General features: G+C 68.1%; 24 protein-coding genes and 1 other RNA gene. 21 read left to right on the forward strand and 4 right to left on the reverse strand.

Features of this window, described 5'->3' with window-relative positions:
* Positions 1 to 4: 4 nt before the first annotated feature.
* From ACP7AU_RS09085 to ACP7AU_RS09095, 3 genes are all read right to left on the reverse strand, one after another.
* On the reverse strand, positions 5 to 499 hold the full coding sequence (locus tag ACP7AU_RS09085) for a hypothetical protein (RefSeq protein WP_426051205.1): 495 nt from the start codon (positions 497 to 499) through the stop codon (positions 5 to 7).
* Positions 500 to 580: 81 nt separating this feature from the next.
* Positions 581 to 1,759 carry a vWA domain-containing protein gene (locus ACP7AU_RS09090; RefSeq protein WP_426051206.1) on the reverse strand — a complete coding sequence of 393 codons (1,179 nt, stop codon included), beginning with the start codon at positions 1,757 to 1,759 and terminating at the stop codon, positions 581 to 583.
* 21 nt (positions 1,760 to 1,780) lie between these two features.
* Positions 1,781 to 2,302: a GNAT family N-acetyltransferase gene (locus tag ACP7AU_RS09095; RefSeq protein WP_426051207.1), complete on the reverse strand. Its 522-nt coding sequence runs from the start codon at positions 2,300 to 2,302 to the stop codon at positions 1,781 to 1,783.
* 89 nt (positions 2,303 to 2,391) lie between these two features.
* Between ACP7AU_RS09095 and ACP7AU_RS09100 the strand changes: the two genes are divergently transcribed.
* The 6 genes from ACP7AU_RS09100 to dxs all read left to right on the forward strand — a co-directional run bounded on the left by ACP7AU_RS09100 (position 2,392) and on the right by dxs (position 7,534).
* Complete coding sequence (locus tag ACP7AU_RS09100; RefSeq protein WP_426038934.1) at positions 2,392 to 3,312, forward strand: histone deacetylase family protein; 921 nt, start codon at positions 2,392 to 2,394, stop codon at positions 3,310 to 3,312.
* 92 nt (positions 3,313 to 3,404) lie between these two features.
* Entirely contained in the window at positions 3,405 to 3,992 is a 588-nt protein-coding gene (locus tag ACP7AU_RS09105; RefSeq protein ID WP_426038935.1) for a histidine phosphatase family protein, read from the forward strand.
* A gap of 67 nt (positions 3,993 to 4,059) precedes the next feature.
* Complete coding sequence (locus ACP7AU_RS09110) at positions 4,060 to 4,311, forward strand: exodeoxyribonuclease VII small subunit (protein ID WP_303696330.1); 252 nt, start codon at positions 4,060 to 4,062, stop codon at positions 4,309 to 4,311.
* Positions 4,311 to 4,679: a tRNA-binding protein gene (locus tag ACP7AU_RS09115; RefSeq protein ID WP_425991344.1), complete on the forward strand. Its 369-nt coding sequence runs from the start codon at positions 4,311 to 4,313 to the stop codon at positions 4,677 to 4,679. The genes ACP7AU_RS09110 and ACP7AU_RS09115 overlap by 1 nt, the downstream gene beginning before the upstream one ends.
* A gap of 53 nt (positions 4,680 to 4,732) precedes the next feature.
* Positions 4,733 to 5,605, forward strand: a complete 873-nt coding sequence (locus ACP7AU_RS09120; protein WP_303696368.1) for a polyprenyl synthetase family protein — start codon at positions 4,733 to 4,735, stop codon at positions 5,603 to 5,605.
* A 15-nt stretch (positions 5,606 to 5,620) separates the two neighbouring features.
* Complete coding sequence (gene dxs / locus ACP7AU_RS09125) at positions 5,621 to 7,534, forward strand: 1-deoxy-D-xylulose-5-phosphate synthase (RefSeq protein ID WP_426051208.1); 1,914 nt, start codon at positions 5,621 to 5,623, stop codon at positions 7,532 to 7,534.
* 155 nt (positions 7,535 to 7,689) lie between these two features.
* Here dxs and panD read toward each other — a convergent pair whose 3' ends face one another.
* A complete protein-coding gene (gene panD, locus ACP7AU_RS09130; protein ID WP_426038937.1) occupies positions 7,690 to 8,046 on the reverse strand; it encodes an aspartate 1-decarboxylase in 357 nt (118 codons plus the stop codon).
* Positions 8,047 to 8,265: 219 nt separating this feature from the next.
* Between panD and sppA the strand changes: the two genes are divergently transcribed.
* From sppA to ACP7AU_RS09205, 15 genes are all read left to right on the forward strand, one after another.
* The gene (gene sppA, locus ACP7AU_RS09135; RefSeq protein ID WP_426051209.1) at positions 8,266 to 10,041 is read left to right on the forward strand and encodes a signal peptide peptidase SppA; all 1,776 of its coding nucleotides are present in this window, start codon (positions 8,266 to 8,268) and stop codon (positions 10,039 to 10,041) included.
* A gap of 227 nt (positions 10,042 to 10,268) precedes the next feature.
* On the forward strand, positions 10,269 to 10,586 hold the full coding sequence (locus tag ACP7AU_RS09140; RefSeq protein WP_426051210.1) for a hypothetical protein: 318 nt from the start codon (positions 10,269 to 10,271) through the stop codon (positions 10,584 to 10,586).
* Between the two features lie 17 nt (positions 10,587 to 10,603).
* Positions 10,604 to 11,365 (forward strand): peptidoglycan recognition protein family protein, encoded by a 762-nt coding sequence (locus ACP7AU_RS09145; protein WP_426051211.1) that lies wholly within the window; start codon positions 10,604 to 10,606, stop codon positions 11,363 to 11,365.
* Between the two features lie 45 nt (positions 11,366 to 11,410).
* An RNA gene (gene rnpB, locus ACP7AU_RS09150) (RNase P RNA component class A) lies at positions 11,411 to 11,786 on the forward strand.
* A gap of 401 nt (positions 11,787 to 12,187) precedes the next feature.
* A complete protein-coding gene (locus ACP7AU_RS09155) occupies positions 12,188 to 12,655 on the forward strand; it encodes a division/cell wall cluster transcriptional repressor MraZ (protein ID WP_426051212.1) in 468 nt (155 codons plus the stop codon).
* Positions 12,652 to 13,602 (forward strand): 16S rRNA (cytosine(1402)-N(4))-methyltransferase RsmH, encoded by a 951-nt coding sequence (gene rsmH / locus ACP7AU_RS09160; RefSeq protein WP_426051213.1) that lies wholly within the window; start codon positions 12,652 to 12,654, stop codon positions 13,600 to 13,602. Before ACP7AU_RS09155 ends, rsmH begins: the two co-directional genes overlap by 4 nt.
* Positions 13,599 to 14,039 (forward strand): cell division protein FtsL, encoded by a 441-nt coding sequence (gene ftsL, locus ACP7AU_RS09165; protein ID WP_426051214.1) that lies wholly within the window; start codon positions 13,599 to 13,601, stop codon positions 14,037 to 14,039. Before rsmH ends, ftsL begins: the two co-directional genes overlap by 4 nt.
* 83 nt (positions 14,040 to 14,122) lie before the next feature.
* Entirely contained in the window at positions 14,123 to 15,775 is a 1,653-nt protein-coding gene (locus tag ACP7AU_RS09170) for a peptidoglycan D,D-transpeptidase FtsI family protein (protein ID WP_426051248.1), read from the forward strand.
* Positions 15,772 to 17,235, forward strand: coding sequence for a UDP-N-acetylmuramoyl-L-alanyl-D-glutamate--2,6-diaminopimelate ligase (locus tag ACP7AU_RS09175; protein ID WP_426051215.1), 1,464 nt, complete (start codon positions 15,772 to 15,774; stop codon positions 17,233 to 17,235). Before ACP7AU_RS09170 ends, ACP7AU_RS09175 begins: the two co-directional genes overlap by 4 nt.
* A gap of 163 nt (positions 17,236 to 17,398) precedes the next feature.
* Positions 17,399 to 18,829 (forward strand): UDP-N-acetylmuramoyl-tripeptide--D-alanyl-D-alanine ligase, encoded by a 1,431-nt coding sequence (locus tag ACP7AU_RS09180; protein ID WP_426051216.1) that lies wholly within the window; start codon positions 17,399 to 17,401, stop codon positions 18,827 to 18,829.
* 37 nt (positions 18,830 to 18,866) lie between these two features.
* Positions 18,867 to 19,976: a phospho-N-acetylmuramoyl-pentapeptide-transferase gene (mraY, locus tag ACP7AU_RS09185; protein ID WP_426051217.1), complete on the forward strand. Its 1,110-nt coding sequence runs from the start codon at positions 18,867 to 18,869 to the stop codon at positions 19,974 to 19,976.
* 190 nt (positions 19,977 to 20,166) lie between these two features.
* Positions 20,167 to 21,645, forward strand: a complete 1,479-nt coding sequence (gene murD / locus ACP7AU_RS09190) for a UDP-N-acetylmuramoyl-L-alanine--D-glutamate ligase (protein WP_426051218.1) — start codon at positions 20,167 to 20,169, stop codon at positions 21,643 to 21,645.
* Positions 21,646 to 21,651: 6 nt separating this feature from the next.
* Entirely contained in the window at positions 21,652 to 22,836 is a 1,185-nt protein-coding gene (locus tag ACP7AU_RS09195) for a peptidoglycan glycosyltransferase FtsW (protein ID WP_426038948.1), read from the forward strand.
* Between the two features lie 69 nt (positions 22,837 to 22,905).
* Complete coding sequence (gene murG / locus ACP7AU_RS09200; protein ID WP_426051219.1) at positions 22,906 to 23,988, forward strand: undecaprenyldiphospho-muramoylpentapeptide beta-N-acetylglucosaminyltransferase; 1,083 nt, start codon at positions 22,906 to 22,908, stop codon at positions 23,986 to 23,988.
* A 59-nt stretch (positions 23,989 to 24,047) separates the two neighbouring features.
* Entirely contained in the window at positions 24,048 to 25,193 is a 1,146-nt protein-coding gene (locus tag ACP7AU_RS09205) for a mechanosensitive ion channel family protein (RefSeq protein WP_426038950.1), read from the forward strand.
* Positions 25,194 to 25,252 lie beyond the last annotated feature (59 nt).

Raw genomic sequence — 25,252 nt, forward strand, 5'->3', positions numbered from 1 at the left:
GGGCTCAGTCCTTGCCGAACAGCCGGAACGACAATCCACGGTCGCCCGCGTTCTCCGCCCGGCAATCGGTGATGAAGGCCACCGATCCGCCCTGACGCTGCGGACGGGGACGGCAGTCGGCAGCAGGCGGCGTCACCGCCGCCGCCGCCTGTCGCTCAGGCGTACCGCACTGGACCGGATAGGCACCGTCGTCGCCCGGCGTGGCCAGGCATGGCAACGGTTCGCCCGCAGGCCTCAATCCCGCCGGCAACCGGTCCCCCAGCGCCGCTGACAGCTCGGTCCGTACCCGCGCCTGGCAGATGTCGAGCGGTTCGCGGCTCACCAGCGGACTGCACTGCGACCGTTCCCAGGCGAATGGATCGGCCAGCGCCCAGGCGGGTAGGGTTGTCGAGACGATGGCAGGTTCTGGTCCGGGATCGAGGTCCGGTACGGGCTCCTGCCAGCTCATCGCGCCTCCGGCCTGTTGCATCACCAGGGTCATGGCGAAAACGGTCAGCATCTTGGGCCCTCCTGAACAGCCGCGAGGTTCGCATGAAACGTGGGTTTGGACACCTCACGCCTGCGTGTCAGCGAACCCGTCCTAGCGCGTCAGCGCCCGCATGGCCCGGTCCAGACCGTCAAGCGTCAGCGGATACATCCTCTCGTTCATGACCTCGCTGAGCAGCTTCACTGACGCCGTATAGCTCCAGAACCTCTCGGCCACGGGGTTCAGCCACACTGACTTGTCCCATTGCAGCCGCGCGCGCCGCATCCAGACCGCGCCGGCCTCCTCGTTCCAGTGCTCGACCGAGCCGCCGGGCATGGTGACCTCATAGGGGCTCATGGTCGCGTCGCCGACGAAGATCGCCCGCCAGTCGCCGGGATATTTGTTCAGCAGGTCCCAGGTCGGGATCTTTTCGCCGTGGCGACGCCGGTTGTCCTTCCACACACCCTCGTAGAGGCAGTTGTGGAAGTAGAAGAACTCCAGGTTCTTGAACTCCGTCTTCGCCGCGCTGAACAGCTCCTCACAAAGCTTGATGTGCCCATCCATCGAACCGCCGACGTCCAGGAACAGCAACACCTTGATGGTGTTCCGCCGCTCCGGCCGCATGCGGATGTCGAGCCAGCCCTGGCGCGCGGTGCCGTCGATGGTGCCGTCGATATCCAGTTCCTCGGCCGCGCCTTCGCGTGCGAACCGGCGCAGGCGGCGCAGGGCGACCTTGATGTTGCGTGTCCCCAGTTCGACCGTGTCGTCCAGGTTCCTGTATTCGCGCTTCTCCCAAACCTTGACCGCGCGACCCTGTTTGGCCGGTCCGCCGATGCGCACGCCCTCGGGGTTGTAGCCGCCATGGCCGAACGGGCTGGTCCCGCCGGTGCCGATCCACTTGTTCCCGCCTTCGTGGCGCTTCTCCTGCTCCTCCATCCGCTGTTTCAGCGTTTCCATCAGCTTCTCGAAGCCGCCCAGCGCCTCGATCTCGGCCTTCTCCTCGTCGGTCAGAAATTTTTCGTTGAGCAGTTTCAGCCAGTCCTCGGGCACGTCCAGGCTGGGCTCGTCGCCCGCGCCGATGGTCTCGATGCCCTTGAACACCGTGCTGAACACCTGATCGAACCGGTCGTAGTGTTTCTCGTCCTTGACCAGCACCGCGCGTGACAGGTGGTAGAAGTCCTCGACCCGACCCCCGGCCACATCCTTGTCCATGGCCTCCATCAGATGGAGCCATTCCTTGGTGGAGACGGGGACTTTCGCCTGCCGCAGCGCGGTGAAGAAGGGGAGGAGCATTTCTGAAACCCTGGACCCAGGTCAGCCGCGCCGCAAGATGAACTCGTCGTCCCGCCAGGCGCCGACGGGGTACTGGTACTCGCCCGCCTTCGTGAATCCGTAGGCCTCGTAAAGCTTCTGGGCCTTCAGGTTCCCGTTCCAGACACCGATCCACAGAGGCCCGGTGCTGTTGGCCTCCATCCAGTCCAGCGACAGCTTGAGCAGTTGTGTCCCGAGACCCAGCCCCTGTGCCGATTTGCCGACGTAGAGCCTTCTCAGTTCCATCTGGGTCGGCGCGCTCTCGGGGTGGGGCAGGGTGTTAGGGCCCGCATTGGCGAAGGCCAGCAGGTCGCCGCCGCGCTCCGCCACCCACCAGGCCGCGTCCGGTTCGGCCAGTTTCTTGGCGGTGGCCTCGGCGCTGAAGCTGGCGTCAAGGAAGGCCGCCAGGTCGTCGGCGGGGTAGGGGATGGCGAACCCGTCTTCGGCCACGAAGGTGTCGATGAAAGTCTGGCGTCCCAGCGCGCCGAGCGCTGCGGCGTCTTCGGGGCGAGGGGGGCGGATCACGGCGTCTGTCATCCGGAGGGTTTCGCTTGGTCGACGCGATCGCTCAACATTTTATTCCGCGCATCCCGATGCCCTTGTAAGCTGACCCGATGTCCGTCGCCCTGTTCACCCACACCGACATGATCGCCCACGCCCCCGGTGCGGGTCACCCCGAACGGCCCGAGCGCCTCGCCGCCGTCCTCGCCGCCCTGGACGACGCCGACTTGAAGCTGGATCGCCGCGAGGCCACCGAGGCCGCCGTCGCTGATCTCGAGCGCATCCACCCCGCCGCCTACGTCGCCCGCATGATCGAGGCCTCGCCCGCGACCGGCCGGGCCCAGCTCGACGCCGACACCATCCTGTCGCCCGGCAGCGTCCGCGCCGCCCGTCTCGCCGCCGGCGCCGCCATCGACGCAGTTCGGGCCATCGTCGCCGGCCAGACCCGGCGCGCCTTCGCCGCCGTCCGCCCACCCGGCCACCATGCCGAACCGAACCAGGCCATGGGCTTCTGCCTCTTCTCCAACGTCGCTGTCGCCGCCCGTGTGGCTCAGTCTCTCGGCCTGGCCCGGGTCGCGGTCGTCGATTTCGATGTCCACCACGGCAACGGCACCCAGGCGGCGTTCGAGGCCGACCCGACCCTGTTCCTGGCCTCCATCCACCAGATGCCCCTCTATCCGGGCACCGGCGCGCCATCGGAGACGGGTGTCGGCAATATCGTCAACGCGCCGGTCGAGCCGCACGCCGCCCGCGAATCATGGCGCGCCACCTTCGCCGGGGGACTGATGTCAGCGCTCGACGCCTTCGCTCCGGATCTTGTGATCATCTCCGCCGGTTTCGACGCCCACCGGCGCGATCCGCTCGCTCACCAGAGCCTTGAGGCTGAAGATTTTGCCTGGGCGACCCGCGCGGTGCTGGAGGTCGCGCGGCGGCATTGCGGCGGCAAGGTTGTCTCTTCGCTGGAGGGCGGTTACGACCTCGAAGGACTGGGCCAATCGGCCCTCGCCCACGTGCGGGCCCTGGGGGAGGCGTAAGGAAGGTCCATGTCGGCACCCGGTTATCTTGGGCCGTCTTCCCTTTCATCCGCAGCATGACGTCAGACAGTGTCGAACAAGATGCCGGCCAGATGCTGAAGCCCTCGCGCCCCGGCTCGATCACCCTCGCCCGTCATGGCGAGCCCGCCCTATCGCGAAAGTGCATGCTGACGTCCGATCAGTACCGCGACTGGTGGGCGAAGTATGAGCTCGGCGGCCTCCTGGCCGGCCAGACCCCCCCGCCAGAACTGCTGACCACAGCGGCCGGTGCCGGCGTCATCTTCGCCTCGACCCGCCAGCGCGCCCAGGAAACCGCGCTCGCGATCTCGGCGGGCCGCGAGATCACCTCGGACGTCATGTTCATCGAGGCGCCCCTGCCGCCGCCGCACTTCCCGTCGTGGTTCAAGCTGCCGCCGAAATACTGGGGCGCGGTAGCCCGCTTCTGGTGGCACGCCTTCGACCACCATGATGGACAGGAAACCCGGGCCCAGGCCGAGGTTCGGGCCGAACAGGCGGCGCAGCGGCTGATCGCCCGCTCCGAGGCTGGCGAGGACGTGCTGGTCCTCGCCCACGGGTATTTCAACCACATGGTCGGCGGACGACTGAAGGCTGACGGCTGGAAGCTGGTTCACAACCAGGGCTTCAAATACTGGTCCCAGCGTCGCTACGAGCGCGGCTGAAAGCCGTTTACCCTGCGAGGCCTGTTCCCCGTTGAAGCGAAAGCGGCTCGCCTCTAGGGTTGCTCCAATGTCAGACGCAGCGCCCTCCATTCCCGCCGATCTCAGCTTCGAGGACGCCCTGTCGCGTCTGGAGACTATCGTCTCACGCCTGGAGTCCGGCCAGGCGCCGCTGGAGGAATCGATCAGCCTCTACGAGCAGGGCGCGAAGCTGAAGCAGCATTGCGAGGCCCGTCTGAAGGCTGCCCAGCTGCGGGTCGACAAGATCGTCGTCGGCGCGGACGGCTCCGCCAAGGGCGTCGAACCGGCCGAGTTCAGCTGATGACCACAGCCGTCGCCGCCAGTCCTGTCGCCGACCGCATCGCCTTCGACGACTTCATGAAGGTCGATATCCGCATCGGCGAAGTCCTCCGCGCCGAGCCGTTCCCCGAGGCGCGGAAGCCCGCCTACCGGCTGACCATCGACTTCGGACCCGACATCGGGGTGAAGCGCTCATCGGCCCAGATCACCCGCCACTACACCCTGGACCAGTTGACCGGTCGCAAGGTGGCGGCGGTGGTGAACTTCGTGCCGCGCCAGATCGGTCCCTTCATGTCCGAGGTCCTGACGCTCGGCTTCCCGGACGCGGACGGTGAGGTCGTGCTGGCCGGCGTCGATCGCGATGCGGTGATCGGCGGGAGGCTGTTTTGACCCAGCCGCCTCTCGCGAAACCCCACGCCGCCAACTCTCCGGAACAATCGGTCATCGACCGTGTCGCCGAGGTCGCCGACCTCGTCACCGTGGCGCTGGACGAACTTCTGCCCCGCGCCGACGGGCCGGAGTCCCGCCTGACCGAGGCCATGCGCTATGCGGCGCTCGGGCCCGGCAAGCGGCTGCGTCCCTATTTTGCGATGGAGGCGGCCCGGCTGTTCGACATCGAGGAGCGTCCAGTGCTGCGCGCCGCCTGCGCCCTGGAATGCGTCCACGCCTATTCGCTGGTCCACGACGACCTGCCGGCGATGGACAACGACGACATGCGTCGTGGCCGGCCGACGCTGCACATCGCCTATGACGAGGCGACGGCCATTCTCGCTGGCGACGCGCTCCAGACCGCCGCCTTCGACATCATCCTGCACCCCGACACCCATGAGGACGCCGCCATCCGCTGCGCCCTCGCGGCCCGGCTGTCGCTGGCCTCCGGCGCACGCGGCATGGCGGGCGGCCAGATGATCGACCTGCTCGGAGTCCGCGACGACCTGGGCGGCGTCGCCCGGATGCAGCGGCTGAAGACCGGCGCCCTGTTCACCTACGCCTTTGAGATCCCGCTGATCATCGCCGGCGCGCGCGACAACCAGTGCCAGGCCCTGACCAGCTTCGCCCACGACATCGGCCTGGCGTATCAGATCGTCGACGACCTGCTGGACGTGGACGGCGACGAGGACATCCTGGGCAAGGCCGCCAATGGCAAGGACGCCGCCCAGGGCAAGACCAATTTCGTCACCCTGCTGGGCGTCGACGCGGCGCGACATCGCGTCGCGCACCTCGCCGATCAGGCTCGCAGCCACCTCGACGTGTTCGGTTCCGACGCCGAAAATCTCAAGGCGAGCGTGGACTTCGTGCTAAACCGTCGGTCTTGACGCGCGTTAGAGTTATTGATGTCTGACACCCCCCTGCTCGACAAGGTCCACACTCCCGCTGACATGCGCGGCTTCGACGCTGCGCAGTTGCGTCAGCTGGCGGACGAGCTGCGGGCCGAGACGATCGACGCGGTCTCCACGACCGGCGGTCACCTCGGCGCCGGCCTCGGCGTGGTCGAGCTGACCGTCGCCCTGCACCATGTGTTCGAGACGCCGAAGGACATCCTGATCTGGGACGTCGGTCACCAGTGCTATCCGCACAAGATCCTGACCGGCCGCCGCGACCGCATCCGCACCCTCCGCCAGCCCGGCGGCCTCAGCGGCTTTACCAAGCGCAGCGAGAGCGAATACGACCCGTTCGGTGCGGCCCACGCCTCCACCTCGATCAGCGCCGCCCTCGGCTTCTGCGCCGCCCGCGACCAGAAGGGCGAGAAGAACAAGGTCGTGGCCGTCATCGGCGACGGCTCCATGTCTGCAGGCATGGCCTACGAGGCGATGAACAACGCGGCCGAGACGACCGGCCAGTTGACCGTCATCCTCAACGACAACGACATGTCGATCGCCCCTCCAGTCGGCGGGATGAGCGCCTATCTCGCCAAACAGGTTTCTGGCGGCGCCTACAGGAACCTGCGCGAGTTCGGCAAGAAGGTCGCCGAACACATGCCACGCCCGTTCCGCAATGCGGCGCGCAAGGCCGAAGAATATGCGCGCGGCATGATTGTCGGCGGCACCTTCTTCGAGGAGCTCGGCTTCTACTACATCGGCCCGGTCGACGGGCACGACATGGACAACCTCGTTCCGATCCTGAAGAACGCCGCCGCCATCACTGACCGCCCGGTCCTGGTCCACGTCGTGACACAGAAGGGCAAGGGCTACGCCCCGGCCGAAAGCAGCGCCGACAAGCTGCATGCGGTGGTCAAGTTTGACGTGGTCTCGGGCAAGCAGAACAAGTCCGTGTCCAACGCTCCCAGCTACACCAAGGTGTTCGGCGCCGAACTGATTAAGCGAGCCGCACGCGATCCTGCGATCGTCGCCATCACTGCCGCCATGCCGTCGGGCACCGGCCTCGACCTGTTCGGCCAGGCCTTCCCGGACCGCACCTATGACGTCGGAATCGCCGAGCAGCATGCGGTCACCTTCGCCGCGGGCCTCGCCGCCGACGGGATGAAGCCGTTCTGCGCCATCTATTCGACCTTCCTTCAGCGCGGCTACGATCAGGTCGTCCACGACGTGGCGATCCAGAAGCTGCCGGTCCGTTTCGCCATGGACCGCGCCGGTCTGGTCGGCGCCGACGGCTGCACCCACGCGGGCAGTTTCGACATCGGCTATATGGGCGCGCTTCCGGGCATGGTGCTGATGGCCGCGGCGGACGAGGCCGACCTCGCCGCCATGATCGCGACAGCCTGCGAGATCGACGACCGTCCGTCCGCCTTCCGCTATCCGCGCGGCGACGGCGTCGGCGTGGAAATTCCCGAACTGTCCGCCCCGCTGGAGATCGGTCGCGGCCGGATCGTCCGCGAGGGCACAGCTGTCGCCATCCTGTCCTTCGGCACACGCCTGCAGGAATCGCTCAAGGCGGCCGACCTGCTGGCCACCCACGGCATTTCGGCCACCGTCGCCGACGCCCGCTTCGCCAAGCCCCTCGACCACGACCTGATCACCCGCCTGGCGCGCGAGCACGAGGCGCTGATCACGGTGGAGGAAGGGGCGATGGGCGGCTTCGGGGCCTTCGTGCTTCAGTATCTGGCCGGGGCGGGCGCCCTGGATGGGGGCCTTAGGATACGGACGTTGCACCTGCCCGACGTCTTCCAGGACCAGGACAGCCCGGCGGCGCAGTACGCCGCGGCGGGACTGGACGCGGAGCACATCGCGGCATCGGCGCTGAAGGCGCTGGGTGTGGCGACGGCCAGAGGCGCAGTGCGGGCGTAAAGGCTTATCCCTCCCACCTGGGGGAGGGTGGTCGGAGCGCAGCGAAGACCGGGTGGGGGCGGCAAGGCCCTCCGATCTGTCTCTGGATCGCCCGCCGTTCCCACCCCGTCGCTTCGCGACGACCCTCCCCGGCCGGGGAGGGAAATTTCGGCGCCTTAAGCCGCCGCCTTCACCACATTGCCCTCGTCCAGCAGCACGACGGTCGGCGACCACTGGCGCGCTTCTTCGGCAGGCAGTTGGCCATAGGTCACCACGATGATCTTGTCGTTCTTCTGCACCAGGCGCGCGGCGGCGCCGTTGACGCCGATGACCTTCGACCCGCGGGGGGCCTCGATCGCATAGGTCGTGAAGCGGGCGCCGTTGGTGATGTTCAGCACATCGACCTGCTCGTGCGGGAAGATGCCGGCGGCATCCAGCAGGTCGCCGTCAATGGCGATGGAGCCTTCGTAGTCGAGATCGGCCTGGGTCACCGTCGCGCGGTGCAGCTTGGCCTTCATCAGGGTGACCAGCATGGGAGGTGCGGTCCAGTCATGACGCGGGGCATAGGCCCCCGCTCGCAGGTCGCTGATATAGGGATTTCCCGGCCCGCCATCAATCGCAATGCTGCGATTGCGAACGGAGCTCCTCTGACGGATTCCCCCGTTGCACCACGTTCATTTGACCGCAACGCCGCGGTCCCTATGTTCAGGCTCAGGCCGACCCTGGCCGCCGGACCGGACGCTCCCTCGCCCATGAAACAATTCTTCCTGACGGTGCTTGGTGTCTTCACCGGCCTGATCCTGTTCCTCGTCGTTCTGCCGATCGTGCTGATCATCGCGGCTGCGGCCTCGTCGAGCGAGCCGGCCACGCCCGCCAACGCGGTCCTCGAGCTGGACCTGCGCGAAGGCCTCACCGACCAGGTCTCGACCAATCCCTTCGCCGCCTTCGGGGGCTCGGGCCTGTCCGTCGTCGGCATTGTCGACACCCTGGCCCAGGCGGAAAAGGACACCCACGTCAAAGTTCTGCTGATCCGCTTGCCGGAAGCGGGCCTCGCTCCCGCCGCCGCCGACGAGATCCGTCAGGCCGTCCGCCGCTTCCGCGCTTCGGGCAAGCCTGTCATAGCCCACTCCCAGGGCTTCATGCCCGTCGGCACGGTAATCTCCAGCTATATGGTCGGCGCCGCCGCCTCCGAGCTGTGGATGCAGAACACCGCCAACTTCCAGGCGACGGGTTTTTCGGCCGACAGCATCTTCCTGGGGCGCGCCTTTGAACGCTACGGCGTCCGCGCCGAGTTCGAGCAGCGCTACGAGTACAAGAACGCCGTCAACGAGTTCACTCAGTCCGACTACACCGGCCCCCACCGCGAGGCAATGACAGCCTGGATGACATCGATTTACGACTCCGCCCTGGCCAACGCCGCCGTCGACCGCAAGGTCGAGGCGCCGGCGCTGAAGACCACGATCGAAGCCGGCCCCTATTCCGCAAGCCAGGCGCTCCAGCTGAAGCTGATCGACAAGATCGGTCAGGTCGAGGAGGCCGAGGCCGAGGCCAGGCGTCGCGCGGGCAAGGGAGCCGACATCATAGAATTCTCCGACTACGCTTCGTCCCAGGGCGAGCGCATGGGCTCCGGCCGCGACGCCATCGCCATCGTTGGCGGTGAGGGCGCGATCGTGACCGGGACGGGCGGAAGCGGTGGCTTCGGCGGCGGATCCTCGATCCATTCCGACGTTACGGCCGAGGCTATCTACGACGCCATCGAGGACCGGTCGGTGAAGGCCATCGTATTCCGCGTCTCCTCGCCTGGGGGCTCGCCGGAGGCCTCTGAACAGATCCTGGCCGCCGTCCGCGCGGCCAAGGCCGCGGGCAAGCCGGTCGTGGTCTCGATGGGCGACTATGCGGCCTCGGGAGGCTACTGGATTTCGTCGGAAGCGAACTGGATCGTGGCCCAGCCCTCGACCCTGACGGGTTCGATCGGCGTCTTCGGCGGCAAGTTCGTAGTGTCCGAGGCGCTCGGCCGCTTCGGCGTCGACCTGCGCGGCCTGTCGGTCGGCGGCGAATACTCCGACGCCTTCAGCCCCTCGTCCGGCTTCTCCGAATCGCAGCGTGCGGCCTTCTCCGCCTCGATGGACCGCACCTACGAGGAGTTCGTCCAGCGGGTTTCCACCGGCCGCCGCATTCCGATCGCCCGCGTGCGCGAAATCGCTCGCGGCCGCGTCTGGACGGGCGCCCAGGGCAAGACCCTGGGCCTCGTCGACCAACTGGGCGGCCTGACCGAGGCCATCGGCAAGGCGAGGGAATTGGCCGGGATTCCCGAGTCGCAGTCGGTCCGCTTCAAACGCTTCCCCACGCCCCAGTCGCCGTGGGAAGCGCTGTCGTCGGCCTTTGGCGTCCAGTCCGAGGCCGCCCGGACCCTCGTCGCCCTCGGCGGCGTCATGGCCGACCCGCGCGCACAGGCCGTCCTGTCGCGCGTCGAAACCGAGCGGATGCGTGGGCAGGGGGCCTCGGTCCTCGCCGACCAGCCTCTGTAAATCCTCCCCCATCGGGAGGGGAACCACGAAGTGGTGGAGGGGGCAAACCTCACGCGCAGGAGTCTGGGGCCAGCCCCCTCCATCTCTGCGCTTCGCTTCGAGCCCTCTCCCCCGTCAGGGTGCGGCGATTAACACTCGCCTGTGAAGCGGCCGGTCATTGACGGTTCGCCTCTGTGGACCGACATTGGTGTTCAGGCGTTCTGCGGGACGCTCGACAAGGAATAGAGATGACGCAGGATCCGTTCGCCACCCTCGGTTTTCAGAATCGCCGTCGGCCCCAGGGCCTGCTCGCGCCGATCATGTGGCTGTGCGGCCTGATCGCGACCGTGGCGGCTCTGACCGTAGGGGCGCTGCTGGCGGTCTTCACGGCCGCCGCTGTCGCCGTGATCGCCCTCTGCGCCAGTATCCTGATCTTTTTTGCCGGACTGGCCATGCGGGCCCGTCGTCGCGTGACCGTCCGCGCCCGCCGCAATGACGATGTGATCGAGGCTGAGAAGGTCGGCGAAACCTGGGTCGCCTACGGGTGGGAACGTCCCCATCGCTAAGCATCGGCGCTAAGCCCATGACGACCATCGCCGAGGTGCCTTCGCCCAATTTCGACCAGCGTCGCGGTCCGCCCGACATGGTCCTGCTCCACTACACGGGCATGCAGACCGCCGAGGCCGCGGTGGCGCGCCTGCGCGACCCCGAGGCCAGGGTCTCGGCCCACTACGTCGTTGATGAGGACGGGGCGGTCCTTCGCCTCGTGCCCGAGGAGCGCCGCGCCTGGCACGCCGGCAAGTCCTGCTGGAAGGGCGGGACCGACATCAACGCCGTCTCCATCGGAATCGAGATCGTCAATCCGGGCCATGAGTTTGGCTATCGCGATTTTCCAGATGCCCAGGTCGCCTCGGTCATCGAACTGATCGACCAGATCCGCACGCGCTGGGCCATCGAGGACGCCCGCATCCTCGGCCACTCTGACGTCGCGCCGGCCCGCAAACAGGATCCCGGCGAACGCTTCCCGTGGAAGACCCTCGCCGCTCATCGCCAGGGCCTGTGGTTCGAAACCGCCCCCGAGCGCATCGCCGCCCTTGGCCCGCCCCTGACGATCGGCGACGAAGGCCTTGGCGTCCACGTCCTGCAGGCCGGACTGCACCGCCTGGGCTACGAGCCTCTGCCAGACGGCAAATACACCGACGAGACCCGCATCACTGTCGAGGCCTTCCAACGCCACTGGCGTCCGTCGAAGGTCGACGGCATCGCCGACGGCGAGACCCGCGTGACGCTGATGGGCGTGCTGCAGCTGGCGACGGCCGAGAGTGTGACCGGCGTGCTGAACTAACGCCCGGCGTTGACCTTCGCGGCCTGAGCGCGCACTGAACCTCCGCCAGACGGCCGGGCGGTCGCGGCGGGACTTGCTCCCGTCGAGGAAAGTCCGGGCTCCACGGTGAAAAGGCGGCGGGTAATGCCCGCCCGGGGCGACCCGAGGGACAGCGCCACAGAAAGCAAACCTCCTGCGTTTCGGCGCGGGTAAGGGTGAAAGGGTGGGGTAAGAGCCCACCGCGTTGCTGGTAACAGCGACGGCATGGCAAGCCCCGCCTGGAGCAAGACCGAATAGGGACGTCGCGCGACTTCGGTCGCAGGGTTCACCGCCCGAGGCGTCCGGGTAGGTCGCGAGAACCGTCCAGCGATGGGCGGTCCAGAGGAATGATCGTCACCGCTTTCGGGCGGAACAGAACCCGGCTTACAGGCCGTCTGGCATTTTGATCCTTGTTGGGGGCTACCGGTCGCGACGCGGTCGCTCGCTGCTTTGGCCCGATGAGGGCAGTCTCATCCCTGTCCGCCGCTTGGCGGATGGGGAGGTGGCGCGGCGCATCTTCGTGCCGTGACGGAGGGGTTCTGGCCTCGTCCCATTAACCCCTGGGACCAAACCACGGCACACAATCCCCAGCCTGTTAATACTTGTCATGTTCTATGTATGTTCTGATTTGTGCTGTCGCGATCCTGCAACATCGGCAACTTGGTTAAATACCGTCAACCATTCCCATTGAGACCCAGTGCATCCCATGCTATCCCATAACAACTATGCGGGGATTGGCGGCGCCGGCGATTCAGGCGCGGGGATGAACTCAGGGGCGGGCCGACAGGCTCGATTGGGACGGGCGTGTTTCTCGGAACCAGTGAGAAGCAGCTGGATGGCAAGCGCCGTCTCCTGATCCCGCAGGAGTTCCGCACCTCCGAAAACGGCGCCGACCTGGGCGTCTTCTGCTTCTTCTCGGTCGAGTCCGACTGCCTCGAGGCCGGCGGCGACAAGCTGATGGCCGAGTACGTCGCCATGATCGAGGCCCTGCCGTTCGGCGATGACTGGCGCACAGCCCTGGAAGAGACCGTCTACGGCGGCCAGAAACAGCTCGCCTATGACGGCGGCGGCCGCATTACCCTGCCGGAAAGCCTGTGCCAGGAAGCGGGCCTCGGCGAGGATGTGGTCATCGTCGGTCTCGGCCCCCGCTTCCAGATCTGGGATCGCGCCCGCTGGAACGCCCGCAAGGACGAGCGCCGCGAGCTGGCGAGGAAGGCCATGCGCGAACGTGGCGACGTCGCTCGCCGCCGCATGCCGGGCAACGACACGTGACCGGCCCGCACGCCCCCGTCCTGCTGGATGAAGTCATCGAGGCCCTGGCCCCGAAGTCGGGCGATGTGATCATCGATGCGACCTTCGGCGCCGGCGGCTACACCCGCGCGATCCTCGCCACCGGCGCCCGGGTCATCGCTCTGGATCGCGACCCGACGGTCCAGCGTCACGCCGACGCCGTCGCCAACGACTTCCCCAGCAAATTCCAGCTGATCCGCACCGCCTTCTCGGGCCTCGCCGACGCCTTTGCTGAAACCGGTGAGACGAAGCTCGATGGGGCCGTCTTCGACATCGGCGTCTCCTCCATGCAGCTGGACGAGGCCGAGCGCGGCTTCTCCTTCATGCGTGACGGCCCGCTGGACATGCGCATGTCCAGCGAGGGCGAGAGCGCCGCCGACATCGTCAACGGCTGGGACCACGGCCCCCTGGCCCACATCCTGAAACAATACGGTGACGAGCGTCAGTCCGGCCGCATCGCCACCGCCATCCTGCGCCGCCGTGTCACCCAGCCCTTCGCCCACACCCTTGATCTCGCCGACGTCGTCGAGAAGGCGCTCGGCGGCCGTCGCGGCGCCCCGACCCATCCGGCGACCCGCACCTTCCAGGCCCTGCGCATCGCCGTCAACGATGAGCTGGGCGAGCTGATCAAGGGGCTGGAGGCCGCCGAACGCACCCTGTCGCCGGGCGGGCGTCTGGCCGTTGTGACCTTCCACTCGCTGGAAGACCGAATCGTGAAGGCCTTCCTGACCGAGCGCAGCGGCAATGCGCCCGGCGGTTCGCGTCACGCCCCGGTCGCCATCGAGACTCGCAAGCCCAGCTTCACGCTCCAGTTCAAAGGCGCGCGCGAGGCGGGCCAGGCCGAACTGGCCGCCAATCCGCGCTCGCGCTCGGCCAAGCTGCGCGCCGCCGTCCGCACCGAGGCTCCGGCCTGGAAGGCGGCTGCATGAACCGCAATCCAGTCCAGCGCCTGTTCGACTGGAAGATCCGCGGCATCCGCTGGATCGAGATCGTCGGCGTCACGTGCGTCGCCGCCATGGTCTTCTCGGTCTATGTCGCCAAGGCCGCCGCCGCCCGCGAAAGCGCCGCCATTGGCCAGCTGGAACGCCAGATCGCCGAGAACTCCCAGCGTGTCCGCCTTCTCCGCGCCGAGGCTGCGCGGCTGGAACAGCCCGGCCGCCTCGAGACCCTGTCGCGCGGCGCCGCCCTGGCTCCGGTCAAGGCCGAGCGGCAGGTCGACGAGAATGCCCTGCCGACCCTGAAACCGGTCCACGTCCCGGTCGTCACGCCCGTACCGGCCGCTCCCGCTCCGGCCGTCGCCGAACCCGCCGGGGCCGCGCCCGCTCCCCCCGCCGCCGCCGCCGCCGCCGCCGAGGCTGGCCGATGACGGTTCAGGATCCCCGCGCCTACCGTCCGGCTCCCGGCGCCAACCGCCCTCTGACGTCGACCGTCTCGCCCTGGCTGCGCTGGATGGGCGAGGCGGTCTGGTTTGTCGAACACGCCTTCGAACGTGCTCGCGCCGATGCCCGGCCGGAGGAGGACACCCGCGTCCGCATCTTCCTGATCCGCATGGTCTTCGTCGCGGTGTTCAGCCTGCTGGCACTGGGCGCTGCCCGCGCGGCCTTGCTGGCGCCCACGGGCGGGTCCGGCGCCGCCCACGTCGCGGGCGCCCTGCAGCGTGCGGACCTGACCGACCGCAACGGGGCCCTGCTAGCCACCAACATCACCCACTACGGCCTCTACATCGATCCGTCCGAGGTCTGGGACAAGGACGCCGCCTTCCGCCAGATCCGCCGCGCCCTGCCGGGGATCTCGGCGACCCGCCTGCGCCGCGTCCTGGCCGGCGACCGTCGCCTGATCGCCCAGCCCGGCCTGACCCCTGCCGAGCGCCAGGCGGTGCATGCCCTGGCCCTGGGAGGTCTCTCGTTCGAGCCCGAGGATCGCCGCGTCTATCCATTGAACAGCTCCGCCGCTCACCTGATCGGCGCTGCCGATACCGGCGGTCAGGGCGTCTCCGGCGCCGAACTGGCCTTCAATGATACCATCCGCCAGGCGGGCGCGGCGGGCGCGGATTTCGCCCTGTCCATCGACCTTCGCGTTCAGGGCGTGCTCGAGAACGAGCTGGCGGCCACCGCTGAGGAAGCCGGCGCCAAGGGCGCGGTCGGGGTCGTCGCCGACGCCCGGACGGGCGAGATCCTCGGCATGGCCAGCTGGCCGACCTACGACGCCAACCGCCGGGGCCAGGCCTCCGACGACGCCGCCCTGAACCGCGTCACCTCGGCCCACTACGAGATGGGATCGGTGTTCAAGACCTTCGCCGTCGCCACCGCCATCGACACAGGCCTGGCCGATCTCGACACCATGATCGACGCGTCCCAGGCCTATATGATCGGCAACCGCCGCATCTCGGACTTCCACGCGACCAACAAGATCCTGTCGCTGGAGGATGTCTATCTGCACTCCTCCAACATCGGCACCTCGCGCCTGGCCGTCGAAATGGGCGCCGACACGATGCGCTCCTATTTCACCAAACTGGGCCTGCTCGACGCTGCCCCGATCGAGCTGCGCGAGAGCGCCCGTCCACGCCGTCCGCAGGACTGGAGCGATACGACCCGCGCCTCCATGTCGTTCGGCTACGGCATCATGATCACCCCGCTGCAGATGACGGCGGCTACGGTCGCCCTGGTCAATGGCGGGATTTATCGTCCGCTATCGCTGCGCCGCGGCGGCGCGGGTTCGGAAGGCCATCGCGTGGTCAGCGTCGAGACCTCCGCCGCCATCCGTCAGTTGATGCGCGCCAACGTCCTGCGCGGTTCGGGCGGTCAGGCCGACGCGACGGGGCTGCGCGTCGGCGGCAAGACCGGCTCGGCCAACAAGCTGGTCAACGGCCGCTATGACGCCAGCCACGGCGTCGGCTCGTTCGCCGCCGTCTTCCCGGCCGACGGCCCGGAGGATGCGCAGCGCTACGTCATCTTCGTCCTGATCGACGAGCCCAGCCAGGGGTCGCGCCTTGGCGGGGCTATTGCCGCCCCCGTCGTCGGTCGGGTGGCAGACCGCATCGCCGGCTTCCTCGGCCTCCAGCGCCGCATCGATCCGCCCGTCGCGGCCGAGGTTGCTCGATGAGCGCCGTTCGCCTCTCCGACCTGTTGCGCCGCGACGTCGCGACCGACCCGATGATCACGGGCGTGACGGCCGATAGCCGCAAGGTAGCGCCCGGCTCCCTGTTCGTGGCCTTGCCGGGCAGCGCCGCCGACGGCCGCGCCTTCATCCCCCAAGCCCTGTCGCAAGGCGCGGCCGCCGTCCTCGCACCCCAGGACACGCCGGAGGGCTTGGCGCCCCTGCTGGTCCGTTCCGGTGACGTCCGCCGCGCCTATGCGCTCGCGGCACGCGGCTTCTATGGCGCTCAACCCGCCACCTGCGTCGCTGTCACCGGCACCAACGGTAAGACCTCGGTCGCCGCCTTCTGCCGTCAGATCTGGGCCGCCCTTGGCATCAAGGCTGCCAGCATGGGCACCCTGGGCGTCGTCGCCCAGGTCGGTGCGACCACCGAGATCCTGACCCCGCCCGGCCTGACCAGCCCGGACGCCGGCGACGCCGCCCGCCTTCTGGCCACCCTGGCCGAGGGCGGCGTGACCCACCTGGCGCTCGAAGCCTCGTCCCACGGCATCGACCAGCGCCGCCTCGACGGCGTGACGCTGAAGGCCGCCGCCTTCACCAACCTGACCCAGGACCACCTCGACTATCACGGCGACATGGAGGCCTATCGCGCCGCCAAGATGCGCCTGTTCGAGACCCTGCTGCCGCGCGGCCGCACTGCCGTCCTGAACGCCGATTCCGATGCCTACAACGCCTTCGCCGCCGCCTCGATCATGTCCGGCCTCGGTGTCATGGGTGTCGGCGAGCGGGGCAGGGACCTGTCGCTGATCGAACGTCGCGCCGTGCCAGAGGGCCAGCGCCTGATCCTCGACGTGCGTGGCGACCGCCACGACGTCCTGCTGCCGCTGGCCGGCGCCTTCCAGGCCTCCAACGCCCTGGTCGCGGCTGGCCTGTGCATCGCCGCCGGCGAGGATGCCGCTAGAGTGTTGCACGCCCTTGAAAAGATCACCGGCGCGGCTGGCCGGCTGCAGCGCGTCTCGGGCGGGCCGGCTAGCGTGAGAGGGGGCGAGGCCTACGTCGACTACGCCCACACGCCCGACGGACTCGAGACCGTGCTCAAGGCGCTTCGTCCCCACGCGACCGGCCGCCTGATCGTCGTCTTCGGCGCCGGGGGCGACCGCGATAAGGGCAAGCGTCCCCTGATGGGCGAGATCGCCGGTCGCCTCGCCGACGTCGCCATCGTCACCGACGACAATCCCCGGTCCGAGGACCCCGCCGTCATCCGGGCCGAGGTCCGCGCGGGTTGCCCTGACGCCATGGAGATCGGCGACCGCCGCGCCGCCATCCGCGAGGCCACGGCCATGATGGGCGACGGAGATGTGGTCGTCGTCGCCGGAAAAGGGCATGAACAGGGTCAGATCGTGGGCGGGACGACTCATCCCTTTGACGACGCCACCGAACTCGCCGAGGCCCTGAAACACACCTAGTTCCGCTCATCCCCGCGAAAGCGGGGTCCCAGTTCTTAAGTGTGGCGCGGTGTTTGGGCTTTACGGTGGTGCGGTCTCGGTGTCAGTCATCGCCCAAAGGACTGGGTCCCCGCTTTCGCAGGGATGAGCGGAAAGAAAAACTCTTGTTGGCGCCTACCTGCGAATGAGTTCTCACCCTGACACGATCCCGCCTCTCTGGACGGCGACCGACATCGCAACGGCCACCGGCGGGCGGCTCGAAGGCGGAGATTTCGCCGCCAACGGCCTGACCTATAACAGCCGCGAGATCGGGCAGGGCGAGCTGTTCCTCGCGCTGAAGGGCGCACGCGACGGCCACGCCTTCGCCGCCTCGGCCTTCGCCGCCGGAGCCTCGGGCGCGCTCGTCGAACACCCGGTCGATGGCGGTCCCTGCATCGTCGTACCCGACACTCTGCACGCGCTCGAGGCCCTGGGCGCCGCCGCCCGCGACCGCGCTCCTCATGTCCGTCGCGGCGCCGTCACCGGCAGCGTCGGCAAGACCAGCGTGACCCAGGCGATCAAGGCCGGCCTCGATCTGGCTGGTCCGGCCCACGCCTCGATCAAGAGCTACAATAACCACATCGGCGTGCCCCTGACGCTCGCCCGCATGCACCCCTCGGTCGAACGCGCCGTGTTCGAGATCGGCATGAACGCGCCCGGCGAGATCGCGCCCCTGGCCCGAATGGTCCAGCCGCATGCCGCCTGCGTCACCACCGTCGGCCCGGTCCACATCGAGGCCTTCGCCGACGGCGAAGCCGGGGTTGCCCGCGAAAAGGCCGCCATCTTCCAGGGCCTAGGCCCAGGCGGTCTGGCGGTCATCAACGGTGACAACGTCTGGGAGCCGATGCTGCGTCAGGCGGCGCTGCATGTCGGCGCCCGGGTGGCTGCGTTCGGCTCCGAGCCCGCCCACGACGCCCGCCTGATCGACTTCACCCCCAATCCCCTCGGCGCCGTCGTCACCGCCGAAATCTACGGCCGCAGCCACGTCTTCCCGCTGAAACAGTCGGGCTTCCACTGGGGCCTCAACAGCCTGGCGGTCATCCTGATGCTCGACGCGCTTGATGTGCCGGTCGAGACGGCGCTCGCCGCCCTGGCTGATTTCGAACCGCTGAAGGGCCGGGGCGAGACCCGCACAGTCCGCATCCCCGGCGGCGGCTTCACCCTGATCGACGAGAGCTACAACGCCAATCCGCTGTCGATGACGGCCGGTTTCCGCTCGCTGGGCGCCAAGCCCATAGCGCAGGGCGGCCGTCGCATCGTGGTCCTGACCGACATGCTGGAACTCGGCGACCAGTCCGAAGCGCTTCACGCCGGCCTTGCCGCCCCGATCGACCAGGCGGGCCTCGATATCGTCCATGCCGCAGGGTCGGAGATGCGCCACCTCTATGACGCCCTGCCGCCCGCCCGTCGCGGCGTGTGGGCCGAAAGCGCCGCCGATCTCGCGGCCCAGGCCGCCGATCTGGTCGGGCCGACCGACATCGTCATGGTCAAGGGCTCGAACGGGTCGAAAGCGTCGCTTGTCGCGGCGGCGCTGGCGCGGCTAGACACATCCACAGGGGAGGCGCCCCTCCAGTAGGGTAGCGCCGCGCGCGACCCGACAGGGGCCAAAAACAATGTTCTATCTGCTTTATCTCTACTACGCCGACGTCGCGAACGAGTATCCGCTGCTGAACCTGGTTCAGTACCAGACCGTGCGCGTCGCCCTGGCCATGGCCACGGCCATGATCGTCGCGGTGGCGATGGGCAGCCGGTTCATCTCCTTCATGCGGGTCAAACAGGGCAAGGGTCAGCCGATCCGCGCCGACGGGCCGGTTTCGCACCTTTCCAAGGTCGGCACGCCCACGATGGGCGGACTGATGATCCTTGCGGGCATCGCCGTCGCCGTCTTCCTGTGGGGCGACCTGACCAACCCCTATATCTGGATCGTCTCCGGCGTGACGGCGGCCTTCGGCGTGCTGGGCTTCGTCGACGACTACGCCAAGGTGACGAAACAGACCTCGGCCGGCCTGACCTCGAAACAGAAGCTGCTGGCCCAGGTCGTCGTCTCGGTGATCGCGGGCGTCTGCGTCGTCCTGTGGATGTGGCGCTCGCCCACCTCGCCGGGTCTCGAGACCTCGATCGCCTTCCCATTCTTCAAGGACGTGCTGCTCAACGTCGGCTGGTTCTACGTCGCCTTCGCCGCTTTCACGATGGTCGGCTTCTCCAATGCGGTGAACCTGACCGACGGCCTCGACGGCCTCGCGATCGTGCCGGTGATGATGTCGGCGGCGGCCTTCGGCATCATCTCCTACCTCGTCGGCAACTTCATCTTCTCGGAGTATCTGGGCGTCCACCACGTGCCGGGCTCGGGCGAGCTGGCCATCTTCTGCGCCGCCATCATCGGCGGCGGCGTGGGCTTCCTCTGGTACAACGCCCCGCCGGCCAAGATCTTCATGGGCGACACGGGGTCCCTGGCCCTGGGCGGCGCGCTCGGCTCGATCGCCGTCGCCACCAAGCACGAGCTGGTCCTGGGCATCGTCGGCGGCCTGTTCGTCATCGAGGCCGCCTCGGTCATGATCCAGGTCGCCTATTTCAAGGCTACCAAGAAGCGGATCTTCCTTATGGCCCCTATCCACCACCATTTCGAGAAGATGGGCTGGCCGGAATCGACCGTCGTCATCCGCTTCTGGATCGTCGCCGCCATGCTGGCGCTGGTGGGGCTCAGCACGCTGAAACTCCGGTGAGGGCGCGCATTGCTGCTCCCTCTCCCGTTGGGAGAGGGCTTGAGGCTCGGAGAGCGCAGCGATCCGCAAGCCGAAAGGGTGAGGGGCGGATGGTGCGAATGAGGCGAGGTCGAACCCTCACCCTTTCGCGCAAGTCCGATCGCCTGCGGCTCTCGGGCGCTCAAGCCCTCTCCCACCGGGAGAGGGAAGCATGACCCCGGTTCCCGGCTTCGAAGGCCGTCGCGTCGCGGTGTTCGGCCTCGGCCGCTCGGGCATCACCGCCGCCCGCGCCCTCAAGGCCGGCGGCGCAGAGCCCATCCTGTGGGACGACGGCGTCTCCGGCCGCATGCAGGCCGAGGCCGAAGGGTTCGAGGTCGAGGACCTGACTGCTGCGGACTGGTCAGACTTCGCGGCCCTCGTCCTGTCGCCCGGCGCGCCCCTGACCCACCCGAAGCCTCACTGGACCGTCGACAAGGCGAAAGCCGCCGGCATCCCCGTCATCGGCGACATCGAACTGTTCGCCCGCGCGCTCGCCGCCACCCCGGCCTCCCTGCGGCCGAAGGTGATCGCCATCACCGGCACCAACGGCAAGTCCACCACCACCGCCCTGATCGGCTGGGTGCTCAAGCAGGCAGGCATGAAGATCGCCGTCGGCGGCAATATCGGCATCGGCGTCCTGGCCCTGCCGCCACCCGCCGAGGTCCAGGCCTATGTCATCGAGGTCTCCAGCTACCAGCTCGACCTGACCACTTCCTTCGCCCCCGACGTCGCCATCCTGACCAACATCAGCCCCGACCACCTCGACCGCCACGGCGGTATGGAGGGCTATGTCGCGGCCAAGACCCGGCTGTTCCAGGTCATGTCGTCCGACAAAGTCGCCCTGATCGGCGTCGACGAAGACTGGGGCTGGAAGACCGTCAACGCCCTCAACGACCGCCGCCTGCGGGTCTCGACCATCACCACCCGCACTCCGCCCGAGTTCATCGACCCGACCGGCGCAGTCCCCGTCGCCGACCTCGCCGCCCGCCTACCCGATCAGGTCGCCGCCTTTGACGCGGGCCGGTTCATCATCGTCGATGCGACCAACGGCAAGCTCGTCGCCGACGGCGTCGCCATCGCCGACCTCGCCCCCGCCCGCTCGCTGCCCGGCCGCCATAATGCCCAGAACGCCGCCTTCGCCTATGCCGCCGCTCGCGCCATCGGCGTGTCGCACGACACCGCCGTCGAAGGCCTGATGACCTTCCTCGGCCTCGCCCATCGGATGGAGACGGTCGGCCATCTCTGTGCCGTGCGCTTCGTCAACGACTCCAAGGCTACCAACGCCGACGCCGCCCGTCAGGCCCTGATGTCCTATCCGAGCTCCTTCTGGATCGCCGGCGGGCGAGCCAAGGATGGCGGCATCGCCGAACTGGCCGACCTCTTCCCGCGCGTGGCCAAGGCCTATCTGATCGGCGAAGCGGCGAAGGATTTCGCATCGACCCTCGGCGACACGCCCCACGTCATCGCCAGGGATATGGCCGCGGCTGTCGCCCTCGCGTCCGAGGACGCCGCGAGAGCCGGCGGCGACCCCGTCGTCCTCCTCAGCCCAGCCTGCGCCAGCTTCGACCAGTTCCCCGACTTCGAGGCGCGCGGAGAAGCGTTCCGGGCCGCCGTTCTTAACCTCGGAGCTACCCCTTCCGTTCATGGTTGAGAAACCATGACCCAGGCCGTCTATTCCCATCCGTTTTCGCGCAACGACCAGAGCCCGATCGCCCAGTGGTTCTGGACGGTGGATCGCGGCCTGCTCGGCGCGGCGCTCGCCCTCATGGGCCTGGGCGTCATGCTGTCGTTCGCCTCGTCCCCGGCCGCCATCCTGGCCGATGAGTCGATCACCGACCCCTTCCACTATTCCTGGCGCATGATCGTCTGGGCCAGCGGCGGCATCGGCCTGATGCTGACCATGTCGCTGCTGTCGCCCCGAGGCGTGCGACGGATCGCGGTCCTCGGCCTGCTCGGCGCCATTGTTGTCATGGCCATGCTGCCCTTCATCGGCGACACGGTGAAGGGCGCGGCGCGCTGGGTGAACCTCGGCCCATTCAGCCTCCAGCCCTCCGAGTTCGCCAAGCCCAGCCTGATCGTCTTCGCCGCCTGGATGTTCGCCGAAGGCCAGAAGGGGCAGGGCGTTCCCGGCGTCTCCATCGCCTTCGGCTTCTACGTTGTGACCGTAGCCCTGCTGCTGATCCAGCCGGACATCGGCCAGACGCTTCTGATCACCACCACCTTTATGGCCGTCTTCTTCATGGCCGGCGTACCCCTACGCTGGGTCGCGGTTCTCGGCGGGATGTTCGTCGCCGGCATGACCGCCATCTATCTGCTCTTCCCCCACGTCCAGGCGCGCGTCGCCAAGTTCGTCTCGCCCGGCGTCGAGGACACCCACCAGATCGACCGCGCCTCCGAGGCCATCCGCGCCGGCGGCCTGGTCGGGCGCGGCGTGGGCGAAGGGGTCATGAAACGCTCCGTCCCCGACCTGCACACCGACTTCATCTATTCCGTCGGCGCCGAGGAGTTCGGACTGGTCCTCAGCCTCGTCATGATCGGCCTCTACGCCTTCATCGTCTTCCGCGGCATGGGCCGGGCGATGAAGCTGAACGATCCATTCGAACAGACGGCGGCTGCCGGCCTGTTCATGCTGATCGGCCTGCAGGCGTCGATCAATGTCGCGGTGAACCTGAACCTGATCCCGACCAAGGGGATGACGCTTCCCTTCATCAGCTATGGCGGCTCGTCCATGATGGCCATGGGCCTGACCATGGGCTTCGCCCTGGCGTTGACGCGGAAACGCCCTGGAGCCTACGAGCCGGGGGCCAGCCTCCAGCGGCCGCGTCGGTTGTTGATGCCGTAGCAATCCTCTCCCTCCCACTCGGGGGAGGGAGAGGATGACGATCGCCAACGCGTCGGCTAAGCCATCGACATGACCAAGCTCTGCGTCGTCGCCGCCGGCGGAACCGGCGGCCACATGTTCCCGGCCGAGGCCTTGGCCCGCGAGATGGCCGCGCGCGGCTGGCGCGTTGTCCTGGCCACCGACCATCGCGGCGAACAGTACGCCCAGGCCTTCCCGGCCGAGGAGCGCCTCGCCCTCGACGCCGCCACCGGCTCCGGTCCGATCGGCCTGATCAAGGCCGGCGTCGCCATCGTGCGCGGCATTGGTCAGGCCCAAACCGCCTTCAACCGGCTGGACGCCCAGGTCGTCGTCGGCTTCGGCGGCTATCCGTCCGCCCCCGCCCTGGTCGCCGCTATCCTGCAGAAGCGCCCGACCCTGATCCACGAACAGAACGCCGTCCTCGGCCGCACCAACCGCGCCCTCGCCCCCCACGTCCGCGCTGTGGCCTCGTCCTTCCCGACGCTGGAGCGCGCCTCGCCGGCCGTGAAGGCCCGCGCCCAGGTCGTCGGCGCCCCGGTCCGCGCCGACATCCGCGCCCTGTTCGACCGCACCTGGACGCCTCCGGGCGACGGTCCCATCCGCATCCTCGTCACGGGCGGCAGCCAGGGCGCCCGCCTTCTTTCCGAGACCACCCCCCGCGCGCTGGCGACCTTGCCGGACGCGATCAAACGCCGCCTCAAGGTTCAGCAGCAGTCCCGCCCCGAGACCCTGGAGACCTCGCGCCAGATCTACCTCGATGCTGGCATCGAGGCCGAGGTCGCCCCCTTCTTCCGCGACATGGCCTCCCGCCTGTCCGCCGCCCACCTGGTCGTCGGCCGCGCCGGCGCCTCGACCTGCGCCGAGCTGGCCGTCGCGGCCATGCCGTCGATCCTGATCCCGCTGAAGATCGCCACCGACGACCACCAGCGTCTCAACCCCAAACTGCTGACCGACGTCGGCGCCGCCGAGGTGATCCTCGAGGACGACGTCACCGTCGCCGCCATGGCGGCCGCTGTCGCGGGCGTCCTCGCTGACCCCGCGCGCCTTGCCTCCATGAGCGCCGCGGCCCGCTCCGTGGCCATACCCGACGCGGCCCAACGCCTCGCGGATCTCGCCGAGGCTACGGCCGGATGACCGGCGCGGCCCTGCCGCCGGTGGGAACAGAAGACGCCGTTGACACGCTGTTTGCGTCTATGCCCCCCGAAATCACCAACCTGACCCGCCAGATCGTCACCCTGTGGCGCCAGTTCTACTGGCTCCCGGAGTGGCTCGTGGTCGCCATCGTGGTGACCGTCTTCGTCGGCGCTGGCTGGATCATCCACCGCATCGTCTTCTCCATTCTTCGTCGCGTCGTGAAGAACCGTGACCTGTACTGGCGCGGGGTGCTCGAACGGGTCCGCAAGAAACTGCGCATCCTGATTATCCTGATCGCCATCGGCTTCTCGATCACCGTCTCGCCACTGGACCCGGAGCCGTCCCAGAGCGTTCGCGCCGTCATCCTGTTCCTGACCATCCTCGTCCTCGGCTGGATCGTCGCCGGCGCCGTCGACATGTGGGCCGTCGTCCATCTCCGTCAGTTCAACATGCAGACCGAGGACAATCTGGTCGCACGCAAGCACGTCACCCAGACGCGCATCCTGCAACGCGCTGCTGTCATCCTCATCGGTCTGATCACTGTGGCCCTGGCCCTGATGACCATCGGGGCCGTGCGTCAGTGGGGCGTCTCGCTGCTGGCCTCCGCCGGCGTGGTCGGCATCATCGCCGGCCTCGCGCTGCAGCCCTATCTGACCAACCTGATCGCCGGCATCCAGATCGCCACCGCCCAGCCCATCCGCATCGACGACGCCGTCATCGTGGAAGGGGAGTGGGGCACGGTCGAGGAAATCACCTCCACCTATGTCGTGATCAAGCTGTGGGACTGGCGGCGGATGATCCTGCCGCTCAGCTATTTCATCGAGAAGCCGTTCCAGAACTGGACCCGAGAGACGTCACGCCTGATCGGCACGGCCATGCTCTACGTCGACTACGAGGCCCCGATGGACCGCCTCCGCGCCGAGCTGGAACGCATCTGCAAGGCCTCGCCGCTGTGGGACGGCGACATCGTCAACCTCCAGGTCACCGACATCACCGACCGTGTCGCCCAGGTCCGCTGCCTTGCCAGCGCGCGCTCGGCACCGGTGGCCTTCGACCTGCGCTGCGAGATCAGGGAGAAGATGCTGGCCTTCATGCGGGACCAGTGCCCGGAGGCCCTGCCGCAGGATCGGCTCAACTTCCCTCTCCCGGTGGGAGAGGGCTTGAGGCCCGCAGAGCAAAGCGATGCGACTTGGCCGAAAGGGTGAGGGTCGGGTGCTGACCGGTGAGGCACGACCCTCACCCTTTCGCGCAAGTCTGATCGCCT

This window comes from Brevundimonas sp. SL161 (assembly GCF_049896985.1).
In the GTDB taxonomy this organism is placed as follows: Bacteria; Pseudomonadota; Alphaproteobacteria; order Caulobacterales; family Caulobacteraceae; genus Brevundimonas.

Bases quoted from the DNA above. Each gene is read 5' to 3' on its own strand.
- ACP7AU_RS09180 (WP_426051216.1), top strand. From the start codon at position 17,399: ATGAGTTCTCACCCTGACACGATCCCGCCTCTCTGGACGGCGACCGAC.
- sppA (WP_426051209.1), top strand. From the start codon at position 8,266: ATGAAACAATTCTTCCTGACGGTGCTTGGTGTCTTCACCGGCCTGATC.
- ACP7AU_RS09100 (WP_426038934.1), top strand. From the start codon at position 2,392: ATGTCCGTCGCCCTGTTCACCCACACCGACATGATCGCCCACGCCCCC.
- ACP7AU_RS09205 (WP_426038950.1), top strand. From the start codon at position 24,048: ATGCCCCCCGAAATCACCAACCTGACCCGCCAGATCGTCACCCTGTGG.
- ACP7AU_RS09105 (WP_426038935.1), top strand. From the start codon at position 3,405: ATGCTGAAGCCCTCGCGCCCCGGCTCGATCACCCTCGCCCGTCATGGC.
- ACP7AU_RS09115 (WP_425991344.1), top strand. From the start codon at position 4,311: ATGACCACAGCCGTCGCCGCCAGTCCTGTCGCCGACCGCATCGCCTTC.
- murG (WP_426051219.1), top strand. From the start codon at position 22,906: ATGACCAAGCTCTGCGTCGTCGCCGCCGGCGGAACCGGCGGCCACATG.
- ACP7AU_RS09170 (WP_426051248.1), top strand. From the start codon at position 14,123: ATGGGCGAGGCGGTCTGGTTTGTCGAACACGCCTTCGAACGTGCTCGC.
- ACP7AU_RS09085 (WP_426051205.1), bottom strand. From the start codon at position 499: ATGCTGACCGTTTTCGCCATGACCCTGGTGATGCAACAGGCCGGAGGC.
- murD (WP_426051218.1), top strand. From the start codon at position 20,167: ATGACCCCGGTTCCCGGCTTCGAAGGCCGTCGCGTCGCGGTGTTCGGC.
- ACP7AU_RS09195 (WP_426038948.1), top strand. From the start codon at position 21,652: ATGACCCAGGCCGTCTATTCCCATCCGTTTTCGCGCAACGACCAGAGC.
- panD (WP_426038937.1), bottom strand. From the start codon at position 8,046: ATGCTGGTCACCCTGATGAAGGCCAAGCTGCACCGCGCGACGGTGACC.
- ACP7AU_RS09175 (WP_426051215.1), top strand. From the start codon at position 15,772: ATGAGCGCCGTTCGCCTCTCCGACCTGTTGCGCCGCGACGTCGCGACC.
- ACP7AU_RS09145 (WP_426051211.1), top strand. From the start codon at position 10,604: ATGACGACCATCGCCGAGGTGCCTTCGCCCAATTTCGACCAGCGTCGC.
- ACP7AU_RS09140 (WP_426051210.1), top strand. From the start codon at position 10,269: ATGACGCAGGATCCGTTCGCCACCCTCGGTTTTCAGAATCGCCGTCGG.
- ACP7AU_RS09110 (WP_303696330.1), top strand. From the start codon at position 4,060: ATGTCAGACGCAGCGCCCTCCATTCCCGCCGATCTCAGCTTCGAGGAC.
- ACP7AU_RS09090 (WP_426051206.1), bottom strand. From the start codon at position 1,759: ATGCTCCTCCCCTTCTTCACCGCGCTGCGGCAGGCGAAAGTCCCCGTC.
- mraY (WP_426051217.1), top strand. From the start codon at position 18,867: ATGTTCTATCTGCTTTATCTCTACTACGCCGACGTCGCGAACGAGTAT.
- ftsL (WP_426051214.1), top strand. From the start codon at position 13,599: ATGAACCGCAATCCAGTCCAGCGCCTGTTCGACTGGAAGATCCGCGGC.